Source organism: Arcticibacter pallidicorallinus (genome assembly GCF_003002875.1).
Classification (GTDB): Bacteria; Bacteroidota; Bacteroidia; order Sphingobacteriales; family Sphingobacteriaceae; genus Arcticibacter; species Arcticibacter pallidicorallinus.
Map to the genome: position 1 here is coordinate 227,414 of NZ_PVTH01000006.1, position 23,341 is coordinate 250,754.

Here is a 23,341-nt window from a genome sequence, read left to right on the forward strand (position 1 = left end):
TTATTTCAGATTAACTAGACGAATCAGTTCAAGCACAGAAGCGTTCATTTTATCAAAAGCCAGAGACGGCATAATACCCAGCACCAGTGCGAAAGACGTCAAAATACACAGCACAGTCAACTCTCTCGGGTTGACATCAGTAAGAAGCGCCTTCCATTTATCGCCTCCCATTAGTCTCGTTTCTCCAAAGAACATCCTTTGCAACGTCCAGAGGAAGTAGCAGGCACTCAGGAATATTCCGATAGAGCCGCAAACAGCCATCCATCTCGGAAGGAGCCCGTTTATCGACGATGAGTTAAACGCCCCAATTAAACTAAAAGCCTCCGCTATAAATGCCGAAAAGCCCGGCAACCCCAGCGAGGCAAAGAAAGCGATCATGATGAAAGCGGTGTACCGAGGCATGATCAGCGCAAGTCCTCTAAAATTAGGTATCGAGCGGTCATGCACCCTGGAGTAGATCACCCCCACCAGAAAAAACAACATCGATGAGAGAAAACCGTGACTAATCATCTGCATCATCGCTCCGCTGATTCCTTCCGCAGTAACGGAAGCTATTCCCAGGAGCACGAAACCCATATGCGATACCGAAGAATAAGCGATCATCCTCTTGAGGTCTTTCTGAGCAAGGGCATTCAATGCACCATAGAGAATAGAAATCACACCAATAAGTCCCAACCACCACGCTGACTGAACCGCCGCATCGGGAAATATACTCACACAAGCCCTCAAAATTCCATATCCCCCAATCTTCAACAGGATACCTGCAAGTATGATCGATACAGGTGTCGGAGCTTCCACGTGCGCATCCGGTAGCCAGGTATGCAACGGAACAATAGGAACCTTGATAGCAAAGGCTATAAAAAGCACAATAAATCCTATCAGTCGCGCGGAGATTCCAAAAAACTCAGCATTAGCCAATGCGGAAAAAATAGAACCATCAACGTAGTTCTTTGGATCCATCATACTCAGCATGTTGAATGTATGATTGCCCGTAACCGGATCTGTCACCGAAAAGTACAGCCCAATAATCACCAGCAGCATAAATACCGAGCCGAATAGGGTATACAGGAAAAACTTGATAGCAGCATATTCCCGGCGTATTCCTCCCCACATCCCGATCAGGAAGTAAAGCGGTAATAACATCAACTCATAGAAAATATAAAACAGGAAGAAGTCTAAAGCCGAAAAGACACCCAAGACAGCCGTGTCCAGTAATAAGAACAGCGCAAAGTACCCTTTCAGGTTAACTTTAATCTCCCAGGACGCAATTAATGCTACCAGCATGACGATGGATGTCAGCACCAGAAACGGCATTGATAAGCCATCTATCCCCAGGAAGTAATCAATCTGCAGCTTACCCATCGCACCGAGATTCAAGTTTATCCAGGGCACACGTTCCACCAATTGAAACTTCGCTTCTGTATCCACTCCTGAATAGACGTCTCCATTGAAGTTCAGATAAATATAAGCGCTTATCAATACCTGGATACACACCGCAGCCAGCGCCACATATTTATAGCTGTTCCTTGCGGATGCAGGAATGATGAGAATCAGGAGCCCTGCCAGCAAAGGCAGGAAAATTAATATCGAAAGCAAACTCATATAGCTGCAGTGTAGTATTTAAAAATAAAAAGTGTCAATATAATGATCAGCATCGTAACAAGATAATGCTGCAGGCGTCCTGTTTGAAAATGGCGAACGAAGTTTCCCACAACGCCTGCCAGGTATCCCGAAAAGTTTACCAGTCCGTCAACCACATACCGGTCGATCCACCGTGAACCAGCCGCCAGCCGCCTTCCCAGCGCGCCTGCTGTGTTGACCAGCCCATCTACAATATGGCGATCAATCCAGTATAGCAATCCGGCGAAGCGAGTAGTTCCGCTTACCAGTACCGACGAATAAAACCGGTCGATATGCCATTGATCCTGTGAAAACTTAAACAATACGCTTCGGCTGTAATCGGGTGCTTTAGCTGTCGCCGCATACCACCTGTAACACAGGCAGATCAACGCAATAGAAATCAGATTTACCGCTGCCGGCACAACAGTATGGAAGGCGTTAACACGCGTCATACTATCAATTTGTGGAAAACCCTGCAGTATCCAGGCGTCTTCAAACAGCAGGGGATGGAAAGAAAACACTGGAAACAAACAAAAAACACTGAGAATAACCAGCACATATCTCATCGCTGCGTGAGCCTCATGCACATGACCTCCTGTCAATGCCGAAAGCCTGAACTCGCCAAAGAAAACCTTGAAGATCAGTCGCGATATATAAAACGCCGTTAGCCAGGATGTGATCATCGCCGAAACGGGGATCAGCCTATGCCAGCCAGCGGAGCCTTCTGCCCATTCAAATGACTGGATCAGGATCGCGTCTTTCGAAAGATATCCGGATGTGAGAGGCAGGGCCACGAGAGCCAGAGATCCTATTGCCATGGTGATGAAGGTGACGGGCATATGCTTTCTTAGCCCACCCATATTCCGAATGTCCTGGGGATCAAAATCCTTGCCCGACTTCTCTTTCAGATGCGCCATCTCATGAATAATCGCACCGGCCGCCAGGAACAGCAGGCACTTGAAAAATGCATGCGTCACCAGGTGAAACAGCGCGGAACCTGAAGCACCCACTCCCATGGCAAGCATCATAAAACCGAGCTGTGAGATCGTAGAATAAGCCAGAATACGCTTAATGTCGTTCTGCGTCAAAGCAATAGTAGCGGCCATAAATGCGGTAAAAGCTCCTATCGAAGCAATAACAAGTAGTACCGTATCGTCAAAGAGGGGATAAACGCGTGCAATTAAAAAAACTCCTGCTGCAACCATCGTCGCGGCGTGAATAAGAGAAGACACGGAAGTCGGCCCTTCCATCGCGTCCGGCAGCCAGGTATGAAGAGGAAACTGTGCAGACTTAGCCACCGCAGCCAGAAAAAAAACAATACCTGCTGTGGTCAGCCATTCCGCGGGCATACTGCCCGCACTACCGATCCATGAGCCACCCGAAACAACCGCAGCCTTTACAAGGCCATCGGCCCCAAATAGCCGTGTAACATCAAGCGTTTGAAATTGTGAGAAAAGGATCATGATACCGATCAGAAAACCAAGGTCTCCCAACCTATTCATAATAAAGGCCTTTTTATTCGCGCGAACAGCCGTACTGCGCGTAAACCAAAAACCGATCAGCAGGTAAGAAGAGAACCCAACCAGCTCCCAGAACATGTATATCAGCAAAAGATTATCAACGATCACCAATCCGAGCATAGAAAAACAGAACAGACCGAGATAAGCCCAGTAGCGGCGGATATAGGGGTCGCCCTGCATGTATTTCGTAGAATAAATATTGACCAGCAAGGCAATGCCCGACACTAGCAGCAGCATGAGAACTGACAGATTGTTCAGTAATACCCCTACCTGCAGTTCCCAACTGCCGATGGTAAACCAACTGAACTGCTCATGTATAGCAGGTCCATTCCAAACCTGCATAAACAGAATAAACGACAGAATCAGACTCAGGCTTATGTTACATATGGCGAAAGCCCCACCACGGATTACATTCCCGCGGAAGATCAGGCTCCCGAAAAACGTCAGCAAAGGCATAACTGCTATAAGCAGGGAGATGAATACAATATTTTCAGATATAAGTGCCTCCAAAACTAGTCCCTCAGCTGATCAATGGTGGTCGGATCAATATTTTTATGGTACGTATAAACATTCAGTATGATGGCCAGCGACACAGCAACCGTTGCAGCAGCCAGGACAATAGCAAATAAAGCAAACATTTGTCCGCCCATAACCTGCTTATCATACTTGCCAAAGGCTACCAGATTCAGTATTGCTGCGTTCAGCATAAACTCAATACCGATCAATATCATGATGGCGTTGCGCTTCGATAGCACAGCGTAAAGGCCTATACAAAAGAGAAGGCCGCTGATGAGCATAAAATGAGATAATGGTATCATTGCTTCTTTGTTCTTCTTGCCAGATGAGCTGCTCCGATTAAAGCCATCATCAATAGGACCGAAATAATCTCAAACGGAATGAGGTAGCGTGTCATCAAGTTTATTCCTATTGCATGAATCGTATTATCACTGGCAACTAAAGTATTATTCCCCGCATTCCTGACCCAGCCGATCTCTTCAGGATTTGCCTGATGGATCGTGACAAAGAGTATCAGAAAGAACAACAGCGAGATCAGCATTCCCGGCAGATGATGCAGGCCGATCAAACTTGTCTTATGTGTGGCACTGGTGTTTAAAATCGTCTTACTGGACAACAAAAACGCAAATATCATAAGAACGAGCATTCCTCCGACATATACGATCAGCTGAGTCACCGCGACGAAGTCTGCCAGCGCATAAATAAAAAGGCCCGACATAGCGAACAATGTCACAAAGAACAAAAATATAGATCGCACCATATTTCTGTTAAACACTACCATAAAGGCAGAAGACAACACCGTGGCAGCCAGAATATAGAATACAACCTGCTCTATGTTCATGTTTTGTTTCTATCGTGAAATGCCTTTAACGCCGCCGCGTCCTTCGCCGCCTGCTTTTCTGCCTGCTGCGCCGCAAGCTCTTGTCTTTTCTCTTCAGCCTCTTCAGGTGTCATTTCCGAAAACTTATATATCAGATCAGCCACATTCGTAACGCTCCTGTCATACGTATCGGTCATCGTGATACACTCCGTTGGGCAAACCACTGTACACAATCCACAGTACATACACTTAGCCATGTCGATATCGAACTTCGCCGCATGTAGCCTTTTGGTGGTCCCATCGGAGGTAATACCAATGGGGCCGGTTCCTTTTATACTTTCAATCTCAATGCAATCAACCGGACAAACCTTCGCACACAAATCACATACAATACAGTCATCGATCACAACATCCAGCTGATACCTCCCTACTTCAGGGATCGGAAGCTTTTCTTTCGGATACTGAACCGTTACCACCCCCTCCTTTTGCTCGAAATAATTATCCGAACGTATATCCACGCTCTTCCTTCGCTTATTAACAGCAAAAAGGTGCTTCAAAGTAAGGGCCATGCCTTTCCATGAAGTTTTAATAGCGTTTATGGTTTTTCTTATAATCACGATACCTCCTCTTCTTTACATGACCAGGAGACGCCACACACCCGAAATGGCCATACATAAAAAAGCCAGGGGCGTTAGTATCTTCCAGCAAAAACTCATCAAATGGTCTACCCTTACCCGTGGCAGCGTCCACCTGATCCACATCTGAACCAACACAACCAGCAAGACCTTCGAGAAAGTCCAGAAAATGCCCCATCCCATCCCGGTTGTCCAGTCCGCTAACCTAAGCGATCCGATATTAGGCAAAGGAGTATTCCATCCTCCCAGAAACAGCACTACTCCTACCATGCCCACCAGGAACATCATAGCATACTCCCCGAGGAAAATAAATCCAAAACGCATTCCCGTGTATTCCGTATGAAAACCTGCCACAAGCTCAGACTCTGCCTCCGGAATATCGAAAGGTGCACGGTTACATTCGGCTAGTGAAGCGATAAAGTAAATGACATAAGCTACAATCAGATGAGGAGCCTGGAAAATATGCCAGGAAAAAATCCCTCCGATATTCGTCACATCCCAGAACCCCATAAACCAGATGGTTTCCGGAGTTCCCACCCCCTGCCTCGAAGCGATCGCATGCATATCCAGAGACTGCGCGATCATTACAGCAGAAATGATGGCTATACCGGCAGGTATTTCATAAGATATTACCTGGGCAACCGACCTCAGTGCGCCCAATAAAGAATATTTATTGTTAGATCCCCAGCCGGCCATCAGGATTCCGATCGCTTCTATCGATATAATGGCAAAAATGTAAACAACGCCGATATTCAGCGCCGCAGGAATAACGCCCGGCGCCCAGGGAAGAGCCGCGAATCCCATATAAACCGAAATAAAGATGATAATGGGTGCCAACGCAAACAAGATCTTGTCAGCCGCAGTCGGTGTAATTTGCTCCTTCTGTAAAAGCTTCAAAGCATCGGCGAGCGTCTGCATGGTTCCCCACTTACCGTTCTCCATCGGGCCTAGGCGATCCTGGATGAAACCTGCCACTTTCCGCTCTGCGTACACACTAAACAACGCAAAGATTGCTGCGAAAGAGAAGAGCAGGACACTAATCAGAATATATGTTATATAGAAATTCAATTTTATCGCTTCGTACCTGCAAACTTAAAAAATACAGACGATAATCAGCGCATTTAATAAGATATGAATCTGAAGTGATAAAAGTGAATTTCTGACACCTTTAAGAAAACCCGATGCACTTTATGTTCAACGTATTAATTATATATTTGCCCTGTGAAAGCTCTTTGCTACATATTATGTGTCATGGTTCTGGTTTTGGGTCTTATACCCTGCGCCGATGTGCATGCGGAATCAGGCAAAGAGAAAGTCGAGGTAAGAAGTGCTGCAGATTCCTCAAATCATATTGAAGGAGATACCTGCTCTCCTTTTTGTCAGTGTACTTGCTGCACGAGTCCTACCCTAATCTACTTAACTACCTCCACGATTGCTATAACCGGGCGCCTGCATAAGTGTTACGGTGAGCATTTGTCCGGACAGAAAATGGAAACCCTGTTTTCCATATGGCAACCTCCCCGCTTAAGCTAACTGCATGTTTAAGGTAGCCCTCTGCTGCCATAGCTCATACTATCTCTTTTAATTCAATCGTAACATTCCATGTTAGATAAAATAATTCTTTATTCCGTACGGAATAAGGTTGTTGTTGCCGTTGGCGTCATACTCCTGATAATCTGGGGAGCTTATTCAGCATTCAACCTTCCCATAGACGCGGTTCCTGACATAACCAACAACCAGGTGCAGGTAATTACTCAGGCACCCGATCTGGGTGCCCAGGAAGTAGAGCAGTTCATCACGAACCCTGTAGAACTGGCCCTCAGCAATATTGCGGACGTAGAAGAACAGCGGTCTATATCCCGCTCGGGTATCTCCGTCATTACCATCGTATTCAATGATAAGACTGACATCTACTGGGCCAGACAACAGGTTTCCGAACGCCTGAAGGAAGCAGAATCCCAGATACCGGAGGGCATGGGAAAGCCTTCGATGGGCCCGATCACTACGGGGCTCGGTGAAATTTATCATTACGTCGTTCATACGAAGCCCGGATACGAAAAAAAATATACGGCAACAGATCTCCGGACGATTCAGGACTGGATCATCAAACGGCAGTTGACCAGTACGAAGGGGCTCGCTGAGGTCAGCGCCTGGGGTGGCCATGTCAAACAATACGAGGTCGCTGTCGATAACGACAGGTTGAATGCCTTCGGGGTCACCGTCACAGATATCTACAACGCGCTGCAGAAAAATAATGCCAACACCGGCGGATCCTATATCGAGCAACAGAATAACGCCTACTTCATTAGAGGTCTCGGTCAGGTTAAAACCCTTTCTGACATTGGGAAAATAGTAATCTCGAACACCAAAGGGATTCCCGTACTTGTTCGGGATGTAGCCGACGTACAATTTGGGAGTGCAACACGTTATGGGGCAGTGACCCGAAACGGTGAAGGCGAGGTTGTAGCCGGCATTACGTTGATGTTGAAAGGGGAAAATTTCAACGAAGTGATCAGGAATGTCAGAGAGCGGATGGTGCAGATCCAAAAGTCCCTGCCTGAAGGGGTCGTGATTGAGCCCTTTATTGACCGGACAGAATTGGTTGGCCGCGCAATCGGAACAGTCGAAAAGAACTTGATCGAGGGTGGCCTCATTGTCGTGTTTATCCTGGTGCTTCTACTTGGGAACCTTCGTGCAGGACTCGTGGTCGCTTCCGTCATCCCCCTCTCACTACTGTTTGCTCTGGGAATGATGCGACTATTTGGCGTATCTGGCAACCTCATGAGCCTTGGAGCTATTGACTTTGGATTGATTGTGGATGGTGCTGTCATCATAGTGGAAAGCATTGTTCACCGGATCAGTACCGCAACGTTCCACATCAGCGGAATTCAGAAATTAAATCAAAATCAGATGGATGAGGAAGTATATACAGCCTCCTCCAGGATCAGAAACAGTGCTGCTTTCGGGGAGATCATCATACTGATCGTGTACCTTCCTTTACTTTCTCTCGTTGGTATCGAGGGTAAAATGTTCAGACCTATGGCTGAAACGGTCTCTTTTGCCATTCTGGGTGCATTTATTCTTTCGCTCACCTGGGTTCCAATGGCGAGCGCCTTATTCCTGAGCAAAAAGACCACTCATAAACGCAATTTTTCTGATCGTATAATGGACTCTCTTCATCGGATCTATCAGCCTGTGTTAAACCGCACCTTAAGAATAAAGCGTACAGTCGTAATGCTCTCTGTGGCCATCCTGGCCGTAAGCATCTGGTTATTCAGTCGGATGGGCGGGGAATTTATTCCTACGTTGGAAGAAGGCGACCTGGCTGTTGAAATCAGCATGATGCAAGGAACCTCACTTACCCAGGCAATTGAAACTTTTGGTAAAGCGGAGAAGGTACTGAAAGCCGAGTTCCCCGAGATACTCCAGGCCGTAACCCGCATAGGCAGCGCTGAAATTCCGACAGATCCTATGCCGATAGAACGTGGCGATATGATGCTTTCTATGAAACCGAAAGAAGAATGGACCCGCGCCTCAAGCCGCGCTGAAATATCCGAATTGATTGAAGAAGCCCTTTCTGTTATACCGGGGATCAGAGTAGAGGTTACTCAACCCATGCAGATGCGGTTTAACGAGCTCATGACGGGAATCCGACAGGATGTGGCGATTAAAGTATTCGGAGATGACATGGAGATTCTGTCTGAAAACGCGGATAAGATTGCACTGCTGATCAAAGATGTTGAGGGAGTAAGTGAACCAATGGTGGAACAGGTTAGCGGACTACCGCAAATCCTGGTAACCCCCAACAGGGATATGATCGCGCAGTATGGACTTTCTATTGAAGAAGTGAACAACATTCTGCAGACTGCTTTCGCCGGAAAGATAGCTGGAGTAGTGTTTGAAGGAGACCAGCGCTTCGATCTCGTGGTAAGGCTGCGGCGTGAATTGCGGGAAGACATCAAAAGCATCGAAAACCTTTACCTGCCTCTCCCCTCAGGCAACCAGATACCTTTAAGCCAGATCGCAAAGATTGAAATCAAGGATGCGCCGGCCCAAATCTCCCATGAGGATTCCCGCAGAAGGATCTATGTTGGATTTAATGTCAGAGGACGAGATGTGGAAAGCGTGGTTTATGAAATCGAACAGAAGCTTCAAAACAATCTGAAGCTTCCATCAGGCTATTATACCACGTATGGCGGACAGTTCGAGAACCTGAACAAAGCAAAAGAAAGACTGTCTGTGGCTGTTCCTGCCGCTCTCTTACTGATCCTTTCGCTGCTCTATTTTACCTTCCGGTCTCTTAAAGAAACACTTTTGATCTTTACCGCTGTACCATTGTCTGCCATAGGAGGAATACTGGCCTTAGCTTTACGGGATATGCCGTTCAGTATTTCAGCAGGAATAGGCTTTATAGCCCTTTTCGGAGTAGCTGTCCTGAATGGAATCGTCTTGGTCGGGTATTTTAACCAGCTGAAAGCTGAAGGGATTACCGACATCTATGAAAGAGTAAGAAAAGGCACCTACGTGAGATTAAGACCCGTTATTTTAACCGCTTCTGTGGCATCTCTCGGATTTTTACCGATGGCCCTTTCCACTACGGCCGGAGCTGAGGTTCAGAAACCCCTCGCAACAGTTGTTATCGGCGGTCTGATTTCCGCTACCCTGCTAACGCTGCTCATTTTGCCGGCTCTGTATATTTTGGTATTCGAAAAACAAGAAAAGAAAATGCGATTAAATCCCTGGCCTGGCCTACCGGCCATTTTCCTGATGCTGGCCCTTTCAATGACGCCGGTCGAAAGGCTGTTCGCTCAGGACACAAAGTCCTTGCACCAGGTCATTGAGATGGCAAGAGAAAGTAACCCATCTTTGAAGGCAAGCTCTCTTGCCATCGATCAGGCAGCCGCACTTCAATCTACAGCCTTTGAGCTCGACAAAACTGTGCTTACTTTATCCCAGGACCCCACCGCCGGAGGAAGCAATGATAATAGCTTGAATTTAAGTCAGTCCTTTGCGTTTCCTTCTGTGTACGCTGCCCAAAGGGATGTTCTCAAAGGAGAGCGGAGCCTCGCGGAAACAGGATTCCATCTGGCGAAACTTAACCTGATAAGAGACGTAAGCTCTGCCTATCAGCAGCTGGCCTACTTCCAGAAGAAAGCCGCGCTACTTCAATCGCTCGACAGCATTTACAGGAACTTCGATGACCGAGCATCGGTAAGGTACAGCTCAGGTGAAACCTCCTATCTGGAAAAACTGGCTGCTCAAAGCAGGCAAAAAGAGGTCGGCATGCAACAAAGGCAAACAGAGTCTGATTTGCTGATCATGCAGGCTGAACTAAAAAAACTGACCGGAAGCAGGGAAGTGATTGTCGCTGAGGATCTGAAAGCGCTCGATGTTGATACAGGCCGCAATCAATCCTTTGATGCAAACCCTGTGATATTACAGCAGCAAAAGGTGATAGAGATCAGCGGCGACCGCATTCGCCTCGAAAAACGCAAGCTACTTCCCGATATCACACTCGGCTATTCTCATCAATTGATTATTCATGACTTTAATCCGGCGAATATCAGCAGAGAATACTTTCCCGGTACACGTATCGCCGGATTTCAGGTAGGTCTTGGTATTCCGCTGGCGATCGGAGCTCAACGGGCCAGGATCAGGGCCGCTGATATCGAACGCCGGATTGCACAAAGCAGTCTGACCAGCCTTCAAAATAATCTCGGCTCAAACTACACCAAACAGGCTGCGGAGGTGAATAAACAAGTCCAGGCCTTGGAATACTACCAGTCTTCGGCGCTAAATGAAGCCTCAGAGATGCTGAGAATATCTCAGTTTGCCTTCGAAAAAGGCGAAATCGGCTATGTCGAACACTTGCAAAATTTAACACAAGCTATTAATATCCGTATAGGGTATCTGGAAGCCTTGCATCAATTCAATCAGGCAACAATTCAACTGAATTATTTAAAAGGAACACTGTAATGAAATCTGCAACTTTAAAAATACATACATCTGCATCCCGCCTTGCTTTGATGCTAGGTATGCTCCTACTCATCTCTTGCTCCGGAAATAACAATCAGACCGAGACAGAACACGAAGAAGAGGAACATTCCGATGCGCTTTCACTCACGGAAAAGCAGATGCAAGCGGTCGGAATAACCATTGGCAAAATGGAATTCAAAAATCTTAAGAGCGTCGTGAAAGCTAACGGACTCCTCGAAGTACCACCCCAAAGTAAGGCAGAGGTACATCCTCTTATAGGGGGATTGATACGAAGGATACATGTGCTGGAAGGAAGCTACGTTCGCAAAGGACAAACATTGGTTACACTGGAGAACCCAGAGTTCATTCAGGTGCAGCAGGATTATCTTGCGTCTAAAAGCGCACTCTCTTTTGCTGAAAAAGAATATGCACGTCAGAAAGAACTGATGGCTGCGAAAGCGGGGACCGGAAAAGTCTATCAGCAGGCCGAAGCAAACTATTTTTCCGAACAGGCTCGCTTCCGGACGCTGCAAAGTCAGCTCAAACAGATGGGAATTAGCGTTAGTCGCCTCGATAGAGGCGATGTAATTACTCAGCTGGCCGTTTCAGCACCGATCAGCGGCGTAGTGGGCCATATCATGGCAACCACCGGAAGCTTCGCTGAAATAAGTAATCCGCTTATGAACATTACCGATAACAGCAGCATCCACTGCGACTTGCTGGTGTATGAAAAAGACTTGTTCAACGTAAAAACCGGTCAGCAAGTAGACTTTGTTTTAACCAATCAGGGCAATCAAAAGATTACCGGAAAGATCTACGGGATCAATAAATCTTTTGAGAATGACAGTAAAGCAGTGATCGCACACGCTCGAATTGACAACAGCGCGAATAAGAACCTGATCCCGGGTATGTATGTTTCTGCATTAATCAATGTCGGAAATCAAGCCACCAGAGCTGTACCACTCGATGCCGTGGTAAGTGCTCAAGGGAAGAGTTTCATCTTTGTAGTAGATAACGTGCAAAATAAGGAAGTACGTGAAGAGCATACTGAAGATCCGAAAGAAGAACGTGCTCATGAGCACGAAAACAAAGTCCATTTCAGACCGCTTGAGGTTGTCACCGGGGTATCTGATTTAGGCTACATGGAAATCAAGCTGCTAAATGCAATTGCTGAAGAGACAGCCATCGTCACCAAAGGTGCATTTTACCTCCAGTCAAAAGCCGCAGGCGGAGGGGGTGAGCACCAGCATTAATTGGCCTTCATCTGAAACAAAAAAGGCGAAGCCCCCTATGAGAGCTTCGCCTGAATAAAGTGTATGACACTTATTATTTCTTAGGAGCAGCAGCAGTTGTCGCTGTGATACCCAATTTCGTTTTAACAACATTTAAGATATCATCACCACCGTCAAAGTAAACTACTCCCGGCTGAGAGATATCAAACACATAAGCATATCCTTTTTCCTTAGCAACCGCCTTGATAGCCGTCTCTGCTTTCTGATAGATCGGCTGATATAATTCAGACTGCTTAGCACCTAGCTCCTGCTGAGCCTTCTGCTGTGTTTCCTGCATGCGTTTTTCGAAATCCTGAATTTCAGCACCCATAGTCTCCAGTTCTTTTCCAACTGTAGCCTTGTTAGCCTCGCTTACAGTTTTCGCTTTTTCCTGATATGCTACAATTTTCTTCTCGCGCTCTGTATTCATCAACTCCAAAGCAGTTTGTTTCTGCTTCTGGAAAGTCTGAAATGTGGCATCTGCTGTCTTAACTTCTGGCATTAATTGTAAAAGTTCCGCTGAGTTGATATGTGCGAACTTTTGCTGTGCATTAACCGTAGTTCCCGTTAAAAATAATCCTACCGCTACTACTGCTACTTTAACTACATTTTTCATTCTGCTATTTTAAAAATTTACTTGGTTACTTTCAAATATTACTTAACTAACGAACCGGGCTTATAACCCAAACGGGTAATCACCTCGTTACTCTTATCTAAACGCGGACTCGCGTACAACAGTATAACCTCACTGTTTTTATCCAGGATCATATCAAGTTGGTTACTCTCAGCAACGGCTTCGATCGCCCTTGCAACGCGCTCCTGAACAGGCTGAATAAGTTTGATGCGCTGTTGATACAAATCACCTTCAAATCCAAACTTTTCACGCTGAAACTCCTTCGCCGCTTTTTCCTTCTGAACGATGGCGTTCTCGCGCTCCCTGCGAACCTGTGGAGTAAGCAAAGCCAGATCCGCCTGATAAGACTTATACATATTCTCCACCTCCTTCAAACGCGTGTCTACCTGAGTTTGCCATTGTTTAGACAAAGCGTCCAGTTGCTTCTGAGCCGACACATACTCTGGAATATGCTCCAAAACATATTCGCTATCTACATAAGCAAAGCGTTGCGCGAAAGCCGAAGCTCCTGAAAGGCACACAAACGCTACAATAAACAACAATCTTTTCATACACAAAGTTAATTAAAATCCACCACTAAGTTGTTGAGCTATACTAAAATGGAACTGTCCGCCAGACTTTCTGAGCCTGTTGCTTGTCTGAGGATCATAGACTTTATCAAAGCCATATCCATAGTCAATCCCCAAGAGTCCGAAGATAGGAAGGAAGATCCTGGCTCCCACACCCGCTGAACGACGTACGTTGAACGGATTGTAATCTTTAAAGCTGTTCCAAGTATTACCAGCCTCAGCAAATCCCAATATGAAGACCGTAGCTTGCTGACTGTTCATCAGCGGATAACGCATTTCAAATATATATTTGCTAAAGATAGGGCTTCCCGAATAGCGGGCAATTTGAGGGTCGTAGCCAATTGGCGTCACGTTGTTATTCTCGTAACCGCGCATCGCGATTATCTCAGATCCCTGAAGAAAATCAAATCCCTGCATACCGTCGCCACCTAATTTGAAGCGTTCGAAAGCAGACTGACCTGTCGACTGATTATACTGTCCAAGGAAACCAAACTGTCCCTGAGTCTTCACTACCAGCTTACCAACAATCCGTTGATACCATTGTGCCTCAAACTTCCATTTGTGGTATTCGGTAAATCTGTATTTCTCTTTGTCAGTAGCCGTTTGATAGTTCGTGTTGTTGAATAGTGAATACGGAGGAGTTAATTGAACAGTCAGACGGATATGCGATCCTGATGTAGGATAAATCGGCGCATCCACTGAATTTCGGCTCAGCTCTTCTGTAAGGTTGAAGTTGTAAGATGTACCTGATGAGAATAAGAATCCGGGGTAATTAGTCAACTTATACTGTTGCAGGTTAACCGAGTGATTCAAATTGAAATAATCATCAGGCCATTTCAAACGTTTACCTAAGCTGAATGTCACACCGTTCAAACGGATTCTATACCGTTGATCATCCCTATACCCGTAATACCTTGCGATATCATCATTCGAGCTCAACGAGGTAAATGCGCTGATTCCAAAATAAATCGGCTTCTTACCGCCTAACCATGGCTCAGAGAATGAGAAGCTGTATGACTGGTATGACTTACCATTCGTTTGTCCACGTATGCTCAGCTTCTGTCCGTCTCCCTTCGGAAGTGGCTTCCACTCCTTCAGATTGAACAAATTACGTGCTGAGAAGTTATTGAATGTCAGACCCAGCGTACCGATAATACGGCCACCACCGAAACCACCTGATAGTTCGATCTGGTCAGAAGGCTTTTCAGCTACTGTGTACTCGATGTCCACAGTACCGTCAGCAGGATTAGGGATTGGTCTTACGTCAGTCTTCTGCTCATCGAAGTTACCCAATTGAGCAATTTCACGGGTAGTACGCACAACCAGTTCCTTAGAAAACTTCTGTCCCGGTTTCGTACGGATCTCACGCATAACTACCTTATCGTTGGTAATATCGTTTCCTTTCAATGAAACCTTGTTGATCGTGTACTGCGGTCCTTCATAAATGCGCAGCTCCACGTCGATAGTATCTCCGTAAACTCTGGTCTGAACAGGGTCAACATTGAACGTCAGGTATCCGTTATTCAGGTAAAGAGAAGATATATCCTCGCCATTAGGGTTACCATTCAAACGTTTCTGCAATTTCTCCTCGCTGAACACATCACCCGGCTTAATCGCAAGCATGTCATTAAGCGCTTCGGTTTTATAAATCGCATTCCCGGCCCATGTCAGATTACCAAAATAATACTTAGGTCCTTCGTACAGCTTCATGTGAATATCTACACGCTCGTTTGGCTTCTTTATAACCGTGTCGCTCAGAATCTCCGCATCGCGGTAACCACGATCGTGCATCTTGGCAACCAATGCCAGCTTATCTTCCTCGTATTTATCCAGCAAAAACTTGCCTGATCGGAATATATTGATAGAAGAACGTTCTTTTGTCTTCTTTAAAAACTTCTTCAGCTGCTTCTCTTTAAAATCTTTATTCCCTTCAAAGGTGATATTCTCTACTTTTGTCTTTGTCTTTGTGTCAACATCTACAATAAGCACAACGTTATTCGCTTCGGTAGTATCCTTTTTCTGACGGTACTTAACTTCCGTGAACAAGAAACCTTTCTCATTAAAGTATTTTTTGATCACCGCGGTAGTCATGCTCATTAAACTCTCGTTAACGATCTTTCCGGTCTTGTCTGCCAGCTTTTCTTTGATGTCCGTTACCTGGCCCTTTTTCATGCCCGTAAACTCCATCCTTGTTAAACGCGGACGCTCTACAACCTCAATATTGAAAAAGATAGAGTCTCCCCTGACGTTTCCTTTTAACTGCACATCATCAAACAAGCCCTGTGCCCATAAGAACTTTAGCGCATTCGCTGTAGCATCTCCAGGAACGGTAATCCTGTCGCCCTTTACCAGCTTGGATATCTGTATAAGTATTTCCGCATCAAGAAACTTAACTCCCGACACGGTAGTTCCACCAATGACATATTCCGCAGGGTTGAGATAGTTCAACTCGGTTCCCGACTGGGAACGTAGCTGCATACCACCCGGCTGCGGGCGTCCCAACTGAGCACTTGCAGCGCCTGCTGCACAAGTAAAAAGTATTATTATGAAAAATCTCTTCATTGAATTGTTTAACGTTGCTAAAATAACGCTATTGGTTGTTAAATTTTGTTAAAAGGATTTTTTTAAACCTGCTCACTGGTCATTCCAAAGCGACGTTCTCTTTTTTGGTAGTCTAAAATGGCCTCGAAAAGGTCTTCTCGCCTGAAATCCGGCCAAAGTTTGTCAGTAAAATAGAATTCTGCGTAAGCCAACTGCCACAATAGATAGTTGCTGATCCGGAACTCGCCGCTCGTGCGGATCATCAGCTCAGGGTCAGGAATTCCCGCTGTCGTCAGGTTGGCAGAAAACATTTCCTCATTGATATCCTCAGGTTTGATAAGGCCCTGCTGAACCTGTGTTGCCAGCTTGCGCGCAGCTTCTGTTATCTCCCAGCGGGAGCTGTAGCTCAATGCCAGCGTTACCGTGCTCTTGGTATTTCCGGCAGTCATTTCAATGGACTTATTCAGGTGCTTCAGGCACTTTCCAGGGAGTTTGTCCAGGTCGCCGATAGCATTCAAACGAACATTGTTATCCATCAGCGTCTTCGTCTCTTTACTGATGGTGGATACCAGCAACTCCATTAATGCGGTAATTTCCAGCCAGGGGCGGTTCCAATTCTCCGTAGAGAATGTGTATAAAGTGATATAAGGTATGCCAACTTCAACTGCTGCTTCTACGATATCTTTGACAGATACTACGCCGCTGTGATGACCGAATACACGAAGCTTGCCTTTTTCCTTAGCCCATCGCCCATTACCATCCATAATAATTGCTATATGCTGAGGCAATTTGCTCTTGTCGATCTGATCCAGTAAACTCATCTTCTAATTAAGCCTAACTTAGGCATTTGAGGCTCAAAGGTAAAAAAAAATAGCATGACTAAAATACCGGCGGACAATTACAGTTCATAAAGGTGTAGGTAAGCGTAATTCCGGTGAAGAAATATCTGTCGCGAACCTTTGAATCGCCGCGCTGTTGTCCGGAACTAAATAACTTCCCCCTGCCCAGTTCTTCAGACCGGTCTGTAAGATTCACGGGCTTGAACCCATCCCGCCCGTAGTAAACATCCTCCCGGGCAGGATACCTTCCACTCACATCATCCATATAATCCGAGAAGGATGTGCGATATCCTAACTCTGCGCCCAGCGTCCACATACCGCTAATATTATACTTGATGCCCGCACCGTAAGGAATAGAGATCGTGTACTTCCGATAATCCTTGTACTCGGTCCGCAGCGGATTCAATTCCACGAGCTCGCCGTTAACCTGCGTTTTTGGATTAAACATACTTAGCGCTGCGCCTGCAAAAAGGTACGGGCTGAAACGCCTTTTACCCGCTGATGGCAAATAATCGAAGAAGTTAAACTCACCCTGAAAACTGATTTCTGTTAGCGGTGTAACGAAGCTAAGGTTGCGCTGCTGTTGATGAGGGTTTGACGAGAGACTATCTGCTCCCTTCATCTTGCCATGCATAACACTCAGCTTGACGGCCCATCTGGGATCTATATTCCTTTTCACCAGAAAGCCATAGGCCGGATCGCTTAACTTAAAAACATTATCCGGATTCAGATCGCCCATATATCCGATGCCTCCACCAAATGCACCCAGCTCCCAGCTTTGCGCCCTGATCTGTGAACAAAACAAAAGGAGGATGAATGTAACAGCCAGTCTTCTCATTAATAGTTTCGTGTGTCGATGCCCCAAAGCATCTTATTCCTCAATGTCGAAAGATAGCTTTCATTTTTAAGACGCACTAAGTTAATCTGAAAATCTGCCTTCGACACGCTGAACCGCATAGAACAATCAATCACCTCCGTACGCGAGTCACAGGAAAGCAAATATTTAGAACTTCTGCCTTCGAGCTCAAACGTGAGGGTATAACTATCCGATATTACAACCGGACGTACGTTCAGGTTATGTGGAGATATCGGTGTAACGACAAAGTTTCCCGATTTAGGAAAAACAATGGGCCCGCCGCAACTCAGTGAATACGCAGTTGAGCCCGTTGGCGTCGCCACGATCAAACCATCTGCCCAATAAGAATTCAGAAATTCCCCGTTCAGATACGCGTGAATGATCATCATCGCCGAATTGTCTCTTCTATGAATAGTCAGGTCATTAAGCGCAAAGTTCTCATCGCCAAACACGGGTGTATCCGTTTCCACTTTGAGCAAATCCCTGCTGTCTATGGTATAGTCTCCGCTGACCAGACTTTGGATAGCCGTCGAAATATCATCTTTGCTGATGCTCGCCAGGAAACCCAGACGACCAAGATTAATACCGATAACCGGGATATTGGAGTCGCGGATCAGCGTTACAGTATCCAGCATCGTGCCGTCGCCTCCCAAACTGAGCATCACGTCAACTGCGCCCTTAATTTCTCCGTAACGACTGAAAGTCCCCCGCATCTGCAGCGCACTAACCTTATCCGATATAAAATGGGAAAACTTTTCGTAGACCAGAAGTTCAGCTCCCTGTTTATTTAGTTCATCAAAAATTTGTTGAACGTATGGTAAAGTCGCTGCGCTAAACTCTCTACCGTAAATAGCTATTTTCATTAAATACTTAAATAGTTCATCAGCTGATCATACCTGTCTCCGGTGCCCGACTGCTCCTTATTGTCATTAAACGTTGCTAGGATATGATAATCATAACGACCAAGCGAGGCGAGTATTCCTGAGATTTCCGTACGGTTAACCTTGATCGTCACTTCCGTACGGGTAGAATCAATATGTGAAGTAATATATGAACTTAAAATCTGTGCGCTCTCCGACTCAATGATCTGTGCAATATGTGCAAGCGAATTGTTCCGGTTGTCCATCTCGAGAACAATGATCCCTCCCGGCTCCTTGATAGAAGCAATTGATGCCCAACGGTCTACAACAGTATTCGTATTGATCACACCCAGATAGTTTCTGCCTTCATCAAGCACCGGCAATACAGTCAGATGACTCTCACTGAAAACCTTCACCACATCATAGATATGCTGGTTAGATTGTAGGCTTACCCTGCTGTAGTTTATGTTAACAGATTTTAGTGAGGCCTCGAAATCGATCTCCTCAAAGAGGTCATCGTCGGATATTAAGCCAAGCAGAACACCATCTACCATAACGGGAAGATGGCTGACGCGGAACTCATCCATCCTATCCAGTGCTCTTTGAATACTGTCTGATTCTTTTAGTGGTGGAATCGCTTCGGAAATGAGTTCATTTGCCAACATAGTGTTTTACTTTAAAAGTACACGGTCCAGGAACCGCCGCAGGAACTTAATAAATTCATCCGGCACCTCCATCATAGGAGCATGTCCACAATTATCAATCCAGTTTAGCTCTGAGTTAGGCAGGAGATTATGAAACTCCGTTGCCACGTCAGGCGGAGTAACCGTATCATTCATACCCCAGATCAGGCATACCGGGATGGTGATCTTATAAAGCTCTTTAGCCAGGTTATGCCTGATAGCCGATTTCGCCATAGAAAGGATCCGGATCACTTTATTCCGGTCGTTTACTGTTTCGTAGACCTCGTCAACCAGCTCCTTCGTCGCCATCGCAGGGTCGAAAAACGTATAGGCAACCTTTTCCTTTATAAACTCATAGTTTTCTCTCTTCGGAAAAGTACCGCCGAATGAATTCTCATACAGGCCCGAGCTTCCGGTAAGCACCAGGGCTTTTACATACTCCGGATTATTCAGCGTGAAGATCAAGGCCACATGGCCTCCCAGGGAATTACCCAAAAGGTTGATGTTCTTGAGTTTCTTATGCTTAACAAACTTAAGAAGATGCTTGGCCAGCGTGGTTACACCCGTAGTTAACAGAGGTAGATCGTATATCGGTAGAAGTGGAATGACCACCCTGTATTGAGACTTAAAAGCCTCCGTAATATCGTCAAAATTACTTAAAGCCCCAAAGAGACCGTGAAGAAGCAATAATGTATCTCCTTCTCCTTCTTCAATATATTTAAATCCGTTTTCTTCTTTTATAATACTCATAATTCTAAACAAGATGTTTAGTGGGCTTTGCTAAAGTTAATAATTCAGGTTATAGTTGAATAAATGTACAATTTATCCGCTTACCTGCAATCTATTTATTATGCTATTGTATAACCTATCAGGACAAAAGCTCTTTAACAACTTCTGAAATGGTCTTACCGTCGGCTTTACCCGATAGCTCCTTATTGGCAGCGCCCATCACCTTTCCCATATCTTTCACGCTTGTTGCGCCGGTACGGGATATCACATCTTGCACTACCGCGATAACATCCTCACGGCTGAGCTGCTTCGGAAGAAATCCTTCAATAACTTCCAGCTCTTCAGCCTCAATCTGATAAAGATCCTCGCGATTTTGCGTTTTATAGATCTCGGCAGACTCCTTCCGCTGTTTGGCCAGTCTCTGCAAAACTTTGATCTCGGCATCTTCCGTCAGCGTGTCACTTCCGCCCTTCTCGGTTTTCGCCAACAAAATAGCAGCTTTAATCGCACGCAGGCCTCTTAAACGGACGTTATCCTTTGCCAGCATTGCTGTTTTTATCTCTTTATCAATATTTTCCTGTAACATATATTTATATTAAATCCAGGCCTGCTCAATAGCAGGCCTGCTTATTTTTCTTTATTCCAATAAACCGAATTAGCCTGGGCCACCGGCATGATAAGTACATCGTTGATATTTACGTGTTTAGGTCTGGATACCATAAACCAAATGGTTTCTGCAATATCCTGGCCGGTCAATGGCGTATATCCCTCATAAACTTTTTTGGCACGATCAGTATCCCCTTTAAAACGCACATCTGAAAATTCTGTTTCAACCGCCCCCGGATGAATGGCAGAAACGCGTATGCCATGAGGGAGAAGATCGATACGCATGGCCTTATTCAGCGCGTCTACCGCATGCTTGGTGGCGCAGTAAACATTCCCGTTCTGATAGACTTCTTTACCCGCAATAGAACCCAAGTTAACAATATGTCCGTCTTTCCGGGCAATCATCCAGTTGGATACTACTCTGGTTACATAAAGAAGCCCCTTTATGTTGGTGTCGATCATTGTATCCCAGTCGTCCGTATTTCCATCCTGTATAGGATCCAGACCCTGGCTGAGTCCCGCATTATTGATCAGCACGTCCACAGCCTTCCACTGCTCATCCAGACCGTTCAATTGACTCTGCACCTCTGCCTTTTCCCTTACATCCATCGTGAGAATTTGCACCTTCACCCCATTTTCACGCACTAACTCGCTGGCTAAACGCTGAAGTCTGTCCGTTCTTCTTCCCGTTATTACTAAATTATATTGATAGGATGCAAAAAGTCTGGCGCAAGCTTCACCAATTCCGGAAGTTGCGCCTGTTATCAGGGCAATTTTGGGCATAAATGCGTTGATTAAGGGTCAAAATTATGAATAAAAAGCGTTTTCAGAACTCATTTGTTTATTAAATCGAAATAAACAAACCAATTAAAGCGAGGCAGTGTGAGCGTATTTGCCTATTCGAAAAACAAACTTATCTGTATCCCTTTATGATACAGCTTATCAAGAGAGCGATCAAAGTGATTATCGCGCCTGTCGAGCACGCTGTTGAAAGATTGAGAAAACTTTATCTCAGGCGACATCTTAAAATACTCAAAGTAAAGATCCAGGCCCAAGCCTGCTTCATAAGAGAAGAAACCGCGTTTACTGGCGATAAATTTTTCAGCATCCACAAGCTCAGTGTCATCCAGCTTTTTCTTCGAGACGATGTTCCTGGAGTATTTACCTCCAGCGATCATGTAAGCCCTGAAATTTCCCCGCCTGTCTGATTTCAATTTTACACCCAGAGGCAGGTCTATAAAGGTCGACTGCACCATTTTGGTATATAGCCCTTCATTGGCGAAAGCAAATTGCAGTTCTTTATCCGCAAACGTCATAGAAGGTGTAAAACGCAGGTCAGTGTGATCGGTCATCTTCAGATTGGAAACCAAACCGATACCGAAGCCGGGCTTAGATCTAGCTCCTATGGCGCGAAGCGTGCTGGCTTCTCCCCCCACAGGACCTGGTAGCCTCTGCCAGTTTTCAACCTTTAGTACTTTGAACTCCGAACTTATATAGTTGAACTGGAAGCCGAAGTTCAGACGTTCGTCATCAACCCCTCCTCCCCAGTTTTCCTGAGCTCCCGCATTAGCACCCATCACGAGGCAAAAGAAAGCTAAGAAAAAACCTTTTCCCATTAAACTGCCTTTGCTGAAGCGTTACGCTCCTGATTTAATTCCTGTATAAATAGAGCTGATACCAAATGTGAGCGGTTGAAACTTTGCATCCCCAAAACCCACTTTGTGCATAAGCTCAAGGAAACTTTTTCCATCCGGAAATGCCGCAACCGATTCTGGCAGGTATTTATAAGCATCGTTATTTTTTGAAAACAACTTCCCTATTGCCGGAGTCACCGAATTGAAGTAGAAGTTGTATAACTGCTTCACCGGAAATTGCTGAGGCTTGGAGAACTCCAGGATCACGATCTTACCCCCCGGTTTAAGTACACGCAGCATATCAGACAAGCCCTGCTCCAGGTTTTCGTAGTTACGCACACCGAAGGCCACCGTTACCGCATCAAAGGTGTTATCTTCAAACAGCAGCTTTTCTGAATCGCCCAGACGTACCTCGAATTTATGAGACAGACCACGCTTTTTAATTTTCTCGTCTGCCACATCCAGCATCCCCTGAGAGATATCCACCCCTATTACCTTCTCCGGATTTAGAATCTGAATCGCCTCAAAAGCAAAATCACCTGTTCCTGTCGCCACGTCGAGCATCAGCTGTGGCTTCAGTTTTTTAAGCTCGCCAATAGCCTTTTTGCGCCAGAGAATATCGATCCCCAGCGACATAAAATGGTTCAGAAAATCGTATGTCTTTGATATGTTGTTAAACATATCTGCTACCTGCTCCTTTTTGGTAGCGTTCTTATCTTTGTAAGGCGTAATCTGCTCTGGCATATCCGGCAAAGATAAACGAGTTCACCGGGAATTTCATCATGTTTGAGCCAAAAAGCGATAGCTACGACACCCCGACAATCGATACTCACAACTAAAACCCGCAATTTCCTTCACTAGTCATTACCTCTCTTTTCAGGAAAGCTAACTTCTTCCAAACGAAACACGCTTGCCTGTAAGGTCTGTCTGTTGTTCATTATCCGCTACGATCTTCGGAATCGACCTGGGTTTAGTCCGGGAGATCTCCTTCGGAACGTCCTCCTTATCCTTGCTCCTGACCTTCCCTGCCAG

Annotated in this window: 21 protein-coding genes; 3 read left to right on the forward strand and 18 right to left on the reverse strand. The window is 45.7% G+C overall.

Annotated elements, in window-relative coordinates; genetic code table 11:
• Genes B0I27_RS11910 through nuoH form a run of 6 tightly spaced genes read right to left on the reverse strand, consistent with a single transcriptional unit; the run spans window position 1 to window position 6,179 of the window.
• Window positions 1-1,602, reverse strand: coding sequence for a complex I subunit 4 family protein (locus tag B0I27_RS11910; RefSeq protein ID WP_106293584.1), 1,602 nt, complete (start codon window positions 1,600-1,602; stop codon window positions 1-3).
• The gene (gene nuoL / locus B0I27_RS11915; protein WP_245925500.1) at window positions 1,599-3,650 is read right to left on the reverse strand and encodes an NADH-quinone oxidoreductase subunit L; all 2,052 of its coding nucleotides are present in this window, start codon (window positions 3,648-3,650) and stop codon (window positions 1,599-1,601) included. Before nuoL ends, B0I27_RS11910 begins: the two co-directional genes overlap by 4 nt.
• Window positions 3,651-3,652: 2 nt before the next feature.
• A complete protein-coding gene (gene nuoK / locus B0I27_RS11920; protein WP_106293586.1) occupies window positions 3,653-3,958 on the reverse strand; it encodes an NADH-quinone oxidoreductase subunit NuoK in 306 nt (101 codons plus the stop codon).
• Window positions 3,955-4,497: an NADH-quinone oxidoreductase subunit J family protein gene (locus B0I27_RS11925; RefSeq protein WP_106293588.1), complete on the reverse strand. Its 543-nt coding sequence runs from the start codon at window positions 4,495-4,497 to the stop codon at window positions 3,955-3,957. The genes nuoK and B0I27_RS11925 overlap by 4 nt, the downstream gene beginning before the upstream one ends.
• A complete protein-coding gene (locus tag B0I27_RS11930; protein WP_425428147.1) occupies window positions 4,494-5,093 on the reverse strand; it encodes a 4Fe-4S binding protein in 600 nt (199 codons plus the stop codon). Before B0I27_RS11930 ends, B0I27_RS11925 begins: the two co-directional genes overlap by 4 nt.
• 15 nt (window positions 5,094-5,108) lie before the next feature.
• Window positions 5,109-6,179, reverse strand: a complete 1,071-nt coding sequence (gene nuoH, locus B0I27_RS11935) for an NADH-quinone oxidoreductase subunit NuoH (RefSeq protein WP_106293592.1) — start codon at window positions 6,177-6,179, stop codon at window positions 5,109-5,111.
• 153 nt (window positions 6,180-6,332) lie between these two features.
• Between nuoH and B0I27_RS17915 the strand changes: the two genes are divergently transcribed.
• The 3 genes from B0I27_RS17915 to B0I27_RS11945 all read left to right on the forward strand — a co-directional run bounded on the left by B0I27_RS17915 (window position 6,333) and on the right by B0I27_RS11945 (window position 12,340).
• Window positions 6,333-6,644, forward strand: coding sequence for a DUF6660 family protein (locus B0I27_RS17915; protein WP_425428148.1), 312 nt, complete (start codon window positions 6,333-6,335; stop codon window positions 6,642-6,644).
• Between the two features lie 69 nt (window positions 6,645-6,713).
• Complete coding sequence (locus tag B0I27_RS11940; RefSeq protein WP_106293594.1) at window positions 6,714-11,087, forward strand: CusA/CzcA family heavy metal efflux RND transporter; 4,374 nt, start codon at window positions 6,714-6,716, stop codon at window positions 11,085-11,087.
• A complete protein-coding gene (locus B0I27_RS11945) occupies window positions 11,087-12,340 on the forward strand; it encodes an efflux RND transporter periplasmic adaptor subunit (protein WP_106293596.1) in 1,254 nt (417 codons plus the stop codon). The genes B0I27_RS11940 and B0I27_RS11945 overlap by 1 nt, the downstream gene beginning before the upstream one ends.
• Before the next feature lie 73 nt (window positions 12,341-12,413).
• On the opposite strand, the gene B0I27_RS11950 is transcribed toward B0I27_RS11945, so the two are convergent.
• From B0I27_RS11950 to ubiE, 12 genes are all read right to left on the reverse strand, one after another.
• Entirely contained in the window at window positions 12,414-12,974 is a 561-nt protein-coding gene (locus tag B0I27_RS11950; RefSeq protein WP_106293598.1) for an OmpH/Skp family outer membrane protein, read from the reverse strand.
• Between the two features lie 38 nt (window positions 12,975-13,012).
• On the reverse strand, window positions 13,013-13,543 hold the full coding sequence (locus B0I27_RS11955) for an OmpH/Skp family outer membrane protein (protein WP_106293600.1): 531 nt from the start codon (window positions 13,541-13,543) through the stop codon (window positions 13,013-13,015).
• 12 nt (window positions 13,544-13,555) lie between these two features.
• The gene (gene bamA / locus B0I27_RS11960; protein ID WP_106293602.1) at window positions 13,556-16,123 is read right to left on the reverse strand and encodes an outer membrane protein assembly factor BamA; all 2,568 of its coding nucleotides are present in this window, start codon (window positions 16,121-16,123) and stop codon (window positions 13,556-13,558) included.
• A 62-nt stretch (window positions 16,124-16,185) separates the two neighbouring features.
• Window positions 16,186-16,923, reverse strand: coding sequence for an undecaprenyl pyrophosphate synthase (locus B0I27_RS11965; protein WP_106293604.1), 738 nt, complete (start codon window positions 16,921-16,923; stop codon window positions 16,186-16,188).
• A gap of 58 nt (window positions 16,924-16,981) precedes the next feature.
• Window positions 16,982-17,779: a type IX secretion system protein PorG gene (porG, locus tag B0I27_RS11970; RefSeq protein WP_106293606.1), complete on the reverse strand. Its 798-nt coding sequence runs from the start codon at window positions 17,777-17,779 to the stop codon at window positions 16,982-16,984.
• Entirely contained in the window at window positions 17,779-18,660 is an 882-nt protein-coding gene (locus tag B0I27_RS11975) for an NAD kinase (protein ID WP_106293608.1), read from the reverse strand. The genes porG and B0I27_RS11975 overlap by 1 nt, the downstream gene beginning before the upstream one ends.
• A complete protein-coding gene (locus B0I27_RS11980; protein WP_106293610.1) occupies window positions 18,660-19,322 on the reverse strand; it encodes a CBS domain-containing protein in 663 nt (220 codons plus the stop codon). Before B0I27_RS11980 ends, B0I27_RS11975 begins: the two co-directional genes overlap by 1 nt.
• A 6-nt stretch (window positions 19,323-19,328) precedes the next feature.
• Complete coding sequence (locus B0I27_RS11985) at window positions 19,329-20,090, reverse strand: alpha/beta fold hydrolase (RefSeq protein ID WP_106293612.1); 762 nt, start codon at window positions 20,088-20,090, stop codon at window positions 19,329-19,331.
• Window positions 20,091-20,208: 118 nt separating this feature from the next.
• The gene (locus tag B0I27_RS11990) at window positions 20,209-20,655 is read right to left on the reverse strand and encodes a GatB/YqeY domain-containing protein (protein ID WP_106293614.1); all 447 of its coding nucleotides are present in this window, start codon (window positions 20,653-20,655) and stop codon (window positions 20,209-20,211) included.
• Between the two features lie 41 nt (window positions 20,656-20,696).
• Window positions 20,697-21,458, reverse strand: coding sequence for an SDR family oxidoreductase (locus tag B0I27_RS11995; RefSeq protein WP_106293616.1), 762 nt, complete (start codon window positions 21,456-21,458; stop codon window positions 20,697-20,699).
• 113 nt (window positions 21,459-21,571) lie between these two features.
• On the reverse strand, window positions 21,572-22,291 hold the full coding sequence (porT, locus tag B0I27_RS12000; RefSeq protein WP_106293618.1) for a type IX secretion/gliding motility protein PorT/SprT: 720 nt from the start codon (window positions 22,289-22,291) through the stop codon (window positions 21,572-21,574).
• A gap of 21 nt (window positions 22,292-22,312) precedes the next feature.
• Complete coding sequence (ubiE, locus tag B0I27_RS12005) at window positions 22,313-23,053, reverse strand: bifunctional demethylmenaquinone methyltransferase/2-methoxy-6-polyprenyl-1,4-benzoquinol methylase UbiE (RefSeq protein WP_106293620.1); 741 nt, start codon at window positions 23,051-23,053, stop codon at window positions 22,313-22,315.
• Between the last annotated feature and the right edge of the window lie 288 nt (window positions 23,054-23,341).

Coding starts and splice junctions, on each gene's coding strand:
- B0I27_RS11910 (WP_106293584.1), bottom strand. CDS start 1,602: ATGAGTTTGCTTTCGATATTAATTTTCCTGCCTTTGCTGGCAGGGCTC.
- nuoK (WP_106293586.1), bottom strand. CDS start 3,958: ATGATACCATTATCTCATTTTATGCTCATCAGCGGCCTTCTCTTTTGT.
- B0I27_RS11925 (WP_106293588.1), bottom strand. CDS start 4,497: ATGAACATAGAGCAGGTTGTATTCTATATTCTGGCTGCCACGGTGTTG.
- B0I27_RS11940 (WP_106293594.1), top strand. CDS start 6,714: ATGTTAGATAAAATAATTCTTTATTCCGTACGGAATAAGGTTGTTGTT.
- B0I27_RS11945 (WP_106293596.1), top strand. CDS start 11,087: ATGAAATCTGCAACTTTAAAAATACATACATCTGCATCCCGCCTTGCT.
- B0I27_RS11950 (WP_106293598.1), bottom strand. CDS start 12,974: ATGAAAAATGTAGTTAAAGTAGCAGTAGTAGCGGTAGGATTATTTTTA.
- B0I27_RS11955 (WP_106293600.1), bottom strand. CDS start 13,543: ATGAAAAGATTGTTGTTTATTGTAGCGTTTGTGTGCCTTTCAGGAGCT.
- bamA (WP_106293602.1), bottom strand. CDS start 16,123: ATGAAGAGATTTTTCATAATAATACTTTTTACTTGTGCAGCAGGCGCT.
- B0I27_RS11965 (WP_106293604.1), bottom strand. CDS start 16,923: ATGAGTTTACTGGATCAGATCGACAAGAGCAAATTGCCTCAGCATATA.
- porG (WP_106293606.1), bottom strand. CDS start 17,779: ATGAGAAGACTGGCTGTTACATTCATCCTCCTTTTGTTTTGTTCACAG.
- B0I27_RS11975 (WP_106293608.1), bottom strand. CDS start 18,660: ATGAAAATAGCTATTTACGGTAGAGAGTTTAGCGCAGCGACTTTACCA.
- B0I27_RS11980 (WP_106293610.1), bottom strand. CDS start 19,322: ATGTTGGCAAATGAACTCATTTCCGAAGCGATTCCACCACTAAAAGAA.
- B0I27_RS11985 (WP_106293612.1), bottom strand. CDS start 20,090: ATGAGTATTATAAAAGAAGAAAACGGATTTAAATATATTGAAGAAGGA.
- B0I27_RS11990 (WP_106293614.1), bottom strand. CDS start 20,655: ATGTTACAGGAAAATATTGATAAAGAGATAAAAACAGCAATGCTGGCA.
- B0I27_RS11995 (WP_106293616.1), bottom strand. CDS start 21,458: ATGCCCAAAATTGCCCTGATAACAGGCGCAACTTCCGGAATTGGTGAA.
- porT (WP_106293618.1), bottom strand. CDS start 22,291: ATGGGAAAAGGTTTTTTCTTAGCTTTCTTTTGCCTCGTGATGGGTGCT.
- ubiE (WP_106293620.1), bottom strand. CDS start 23,053: ATGCCAGAGCAGATTACGCCTTACAAAGATAAGAACGCTACCAAAAAG.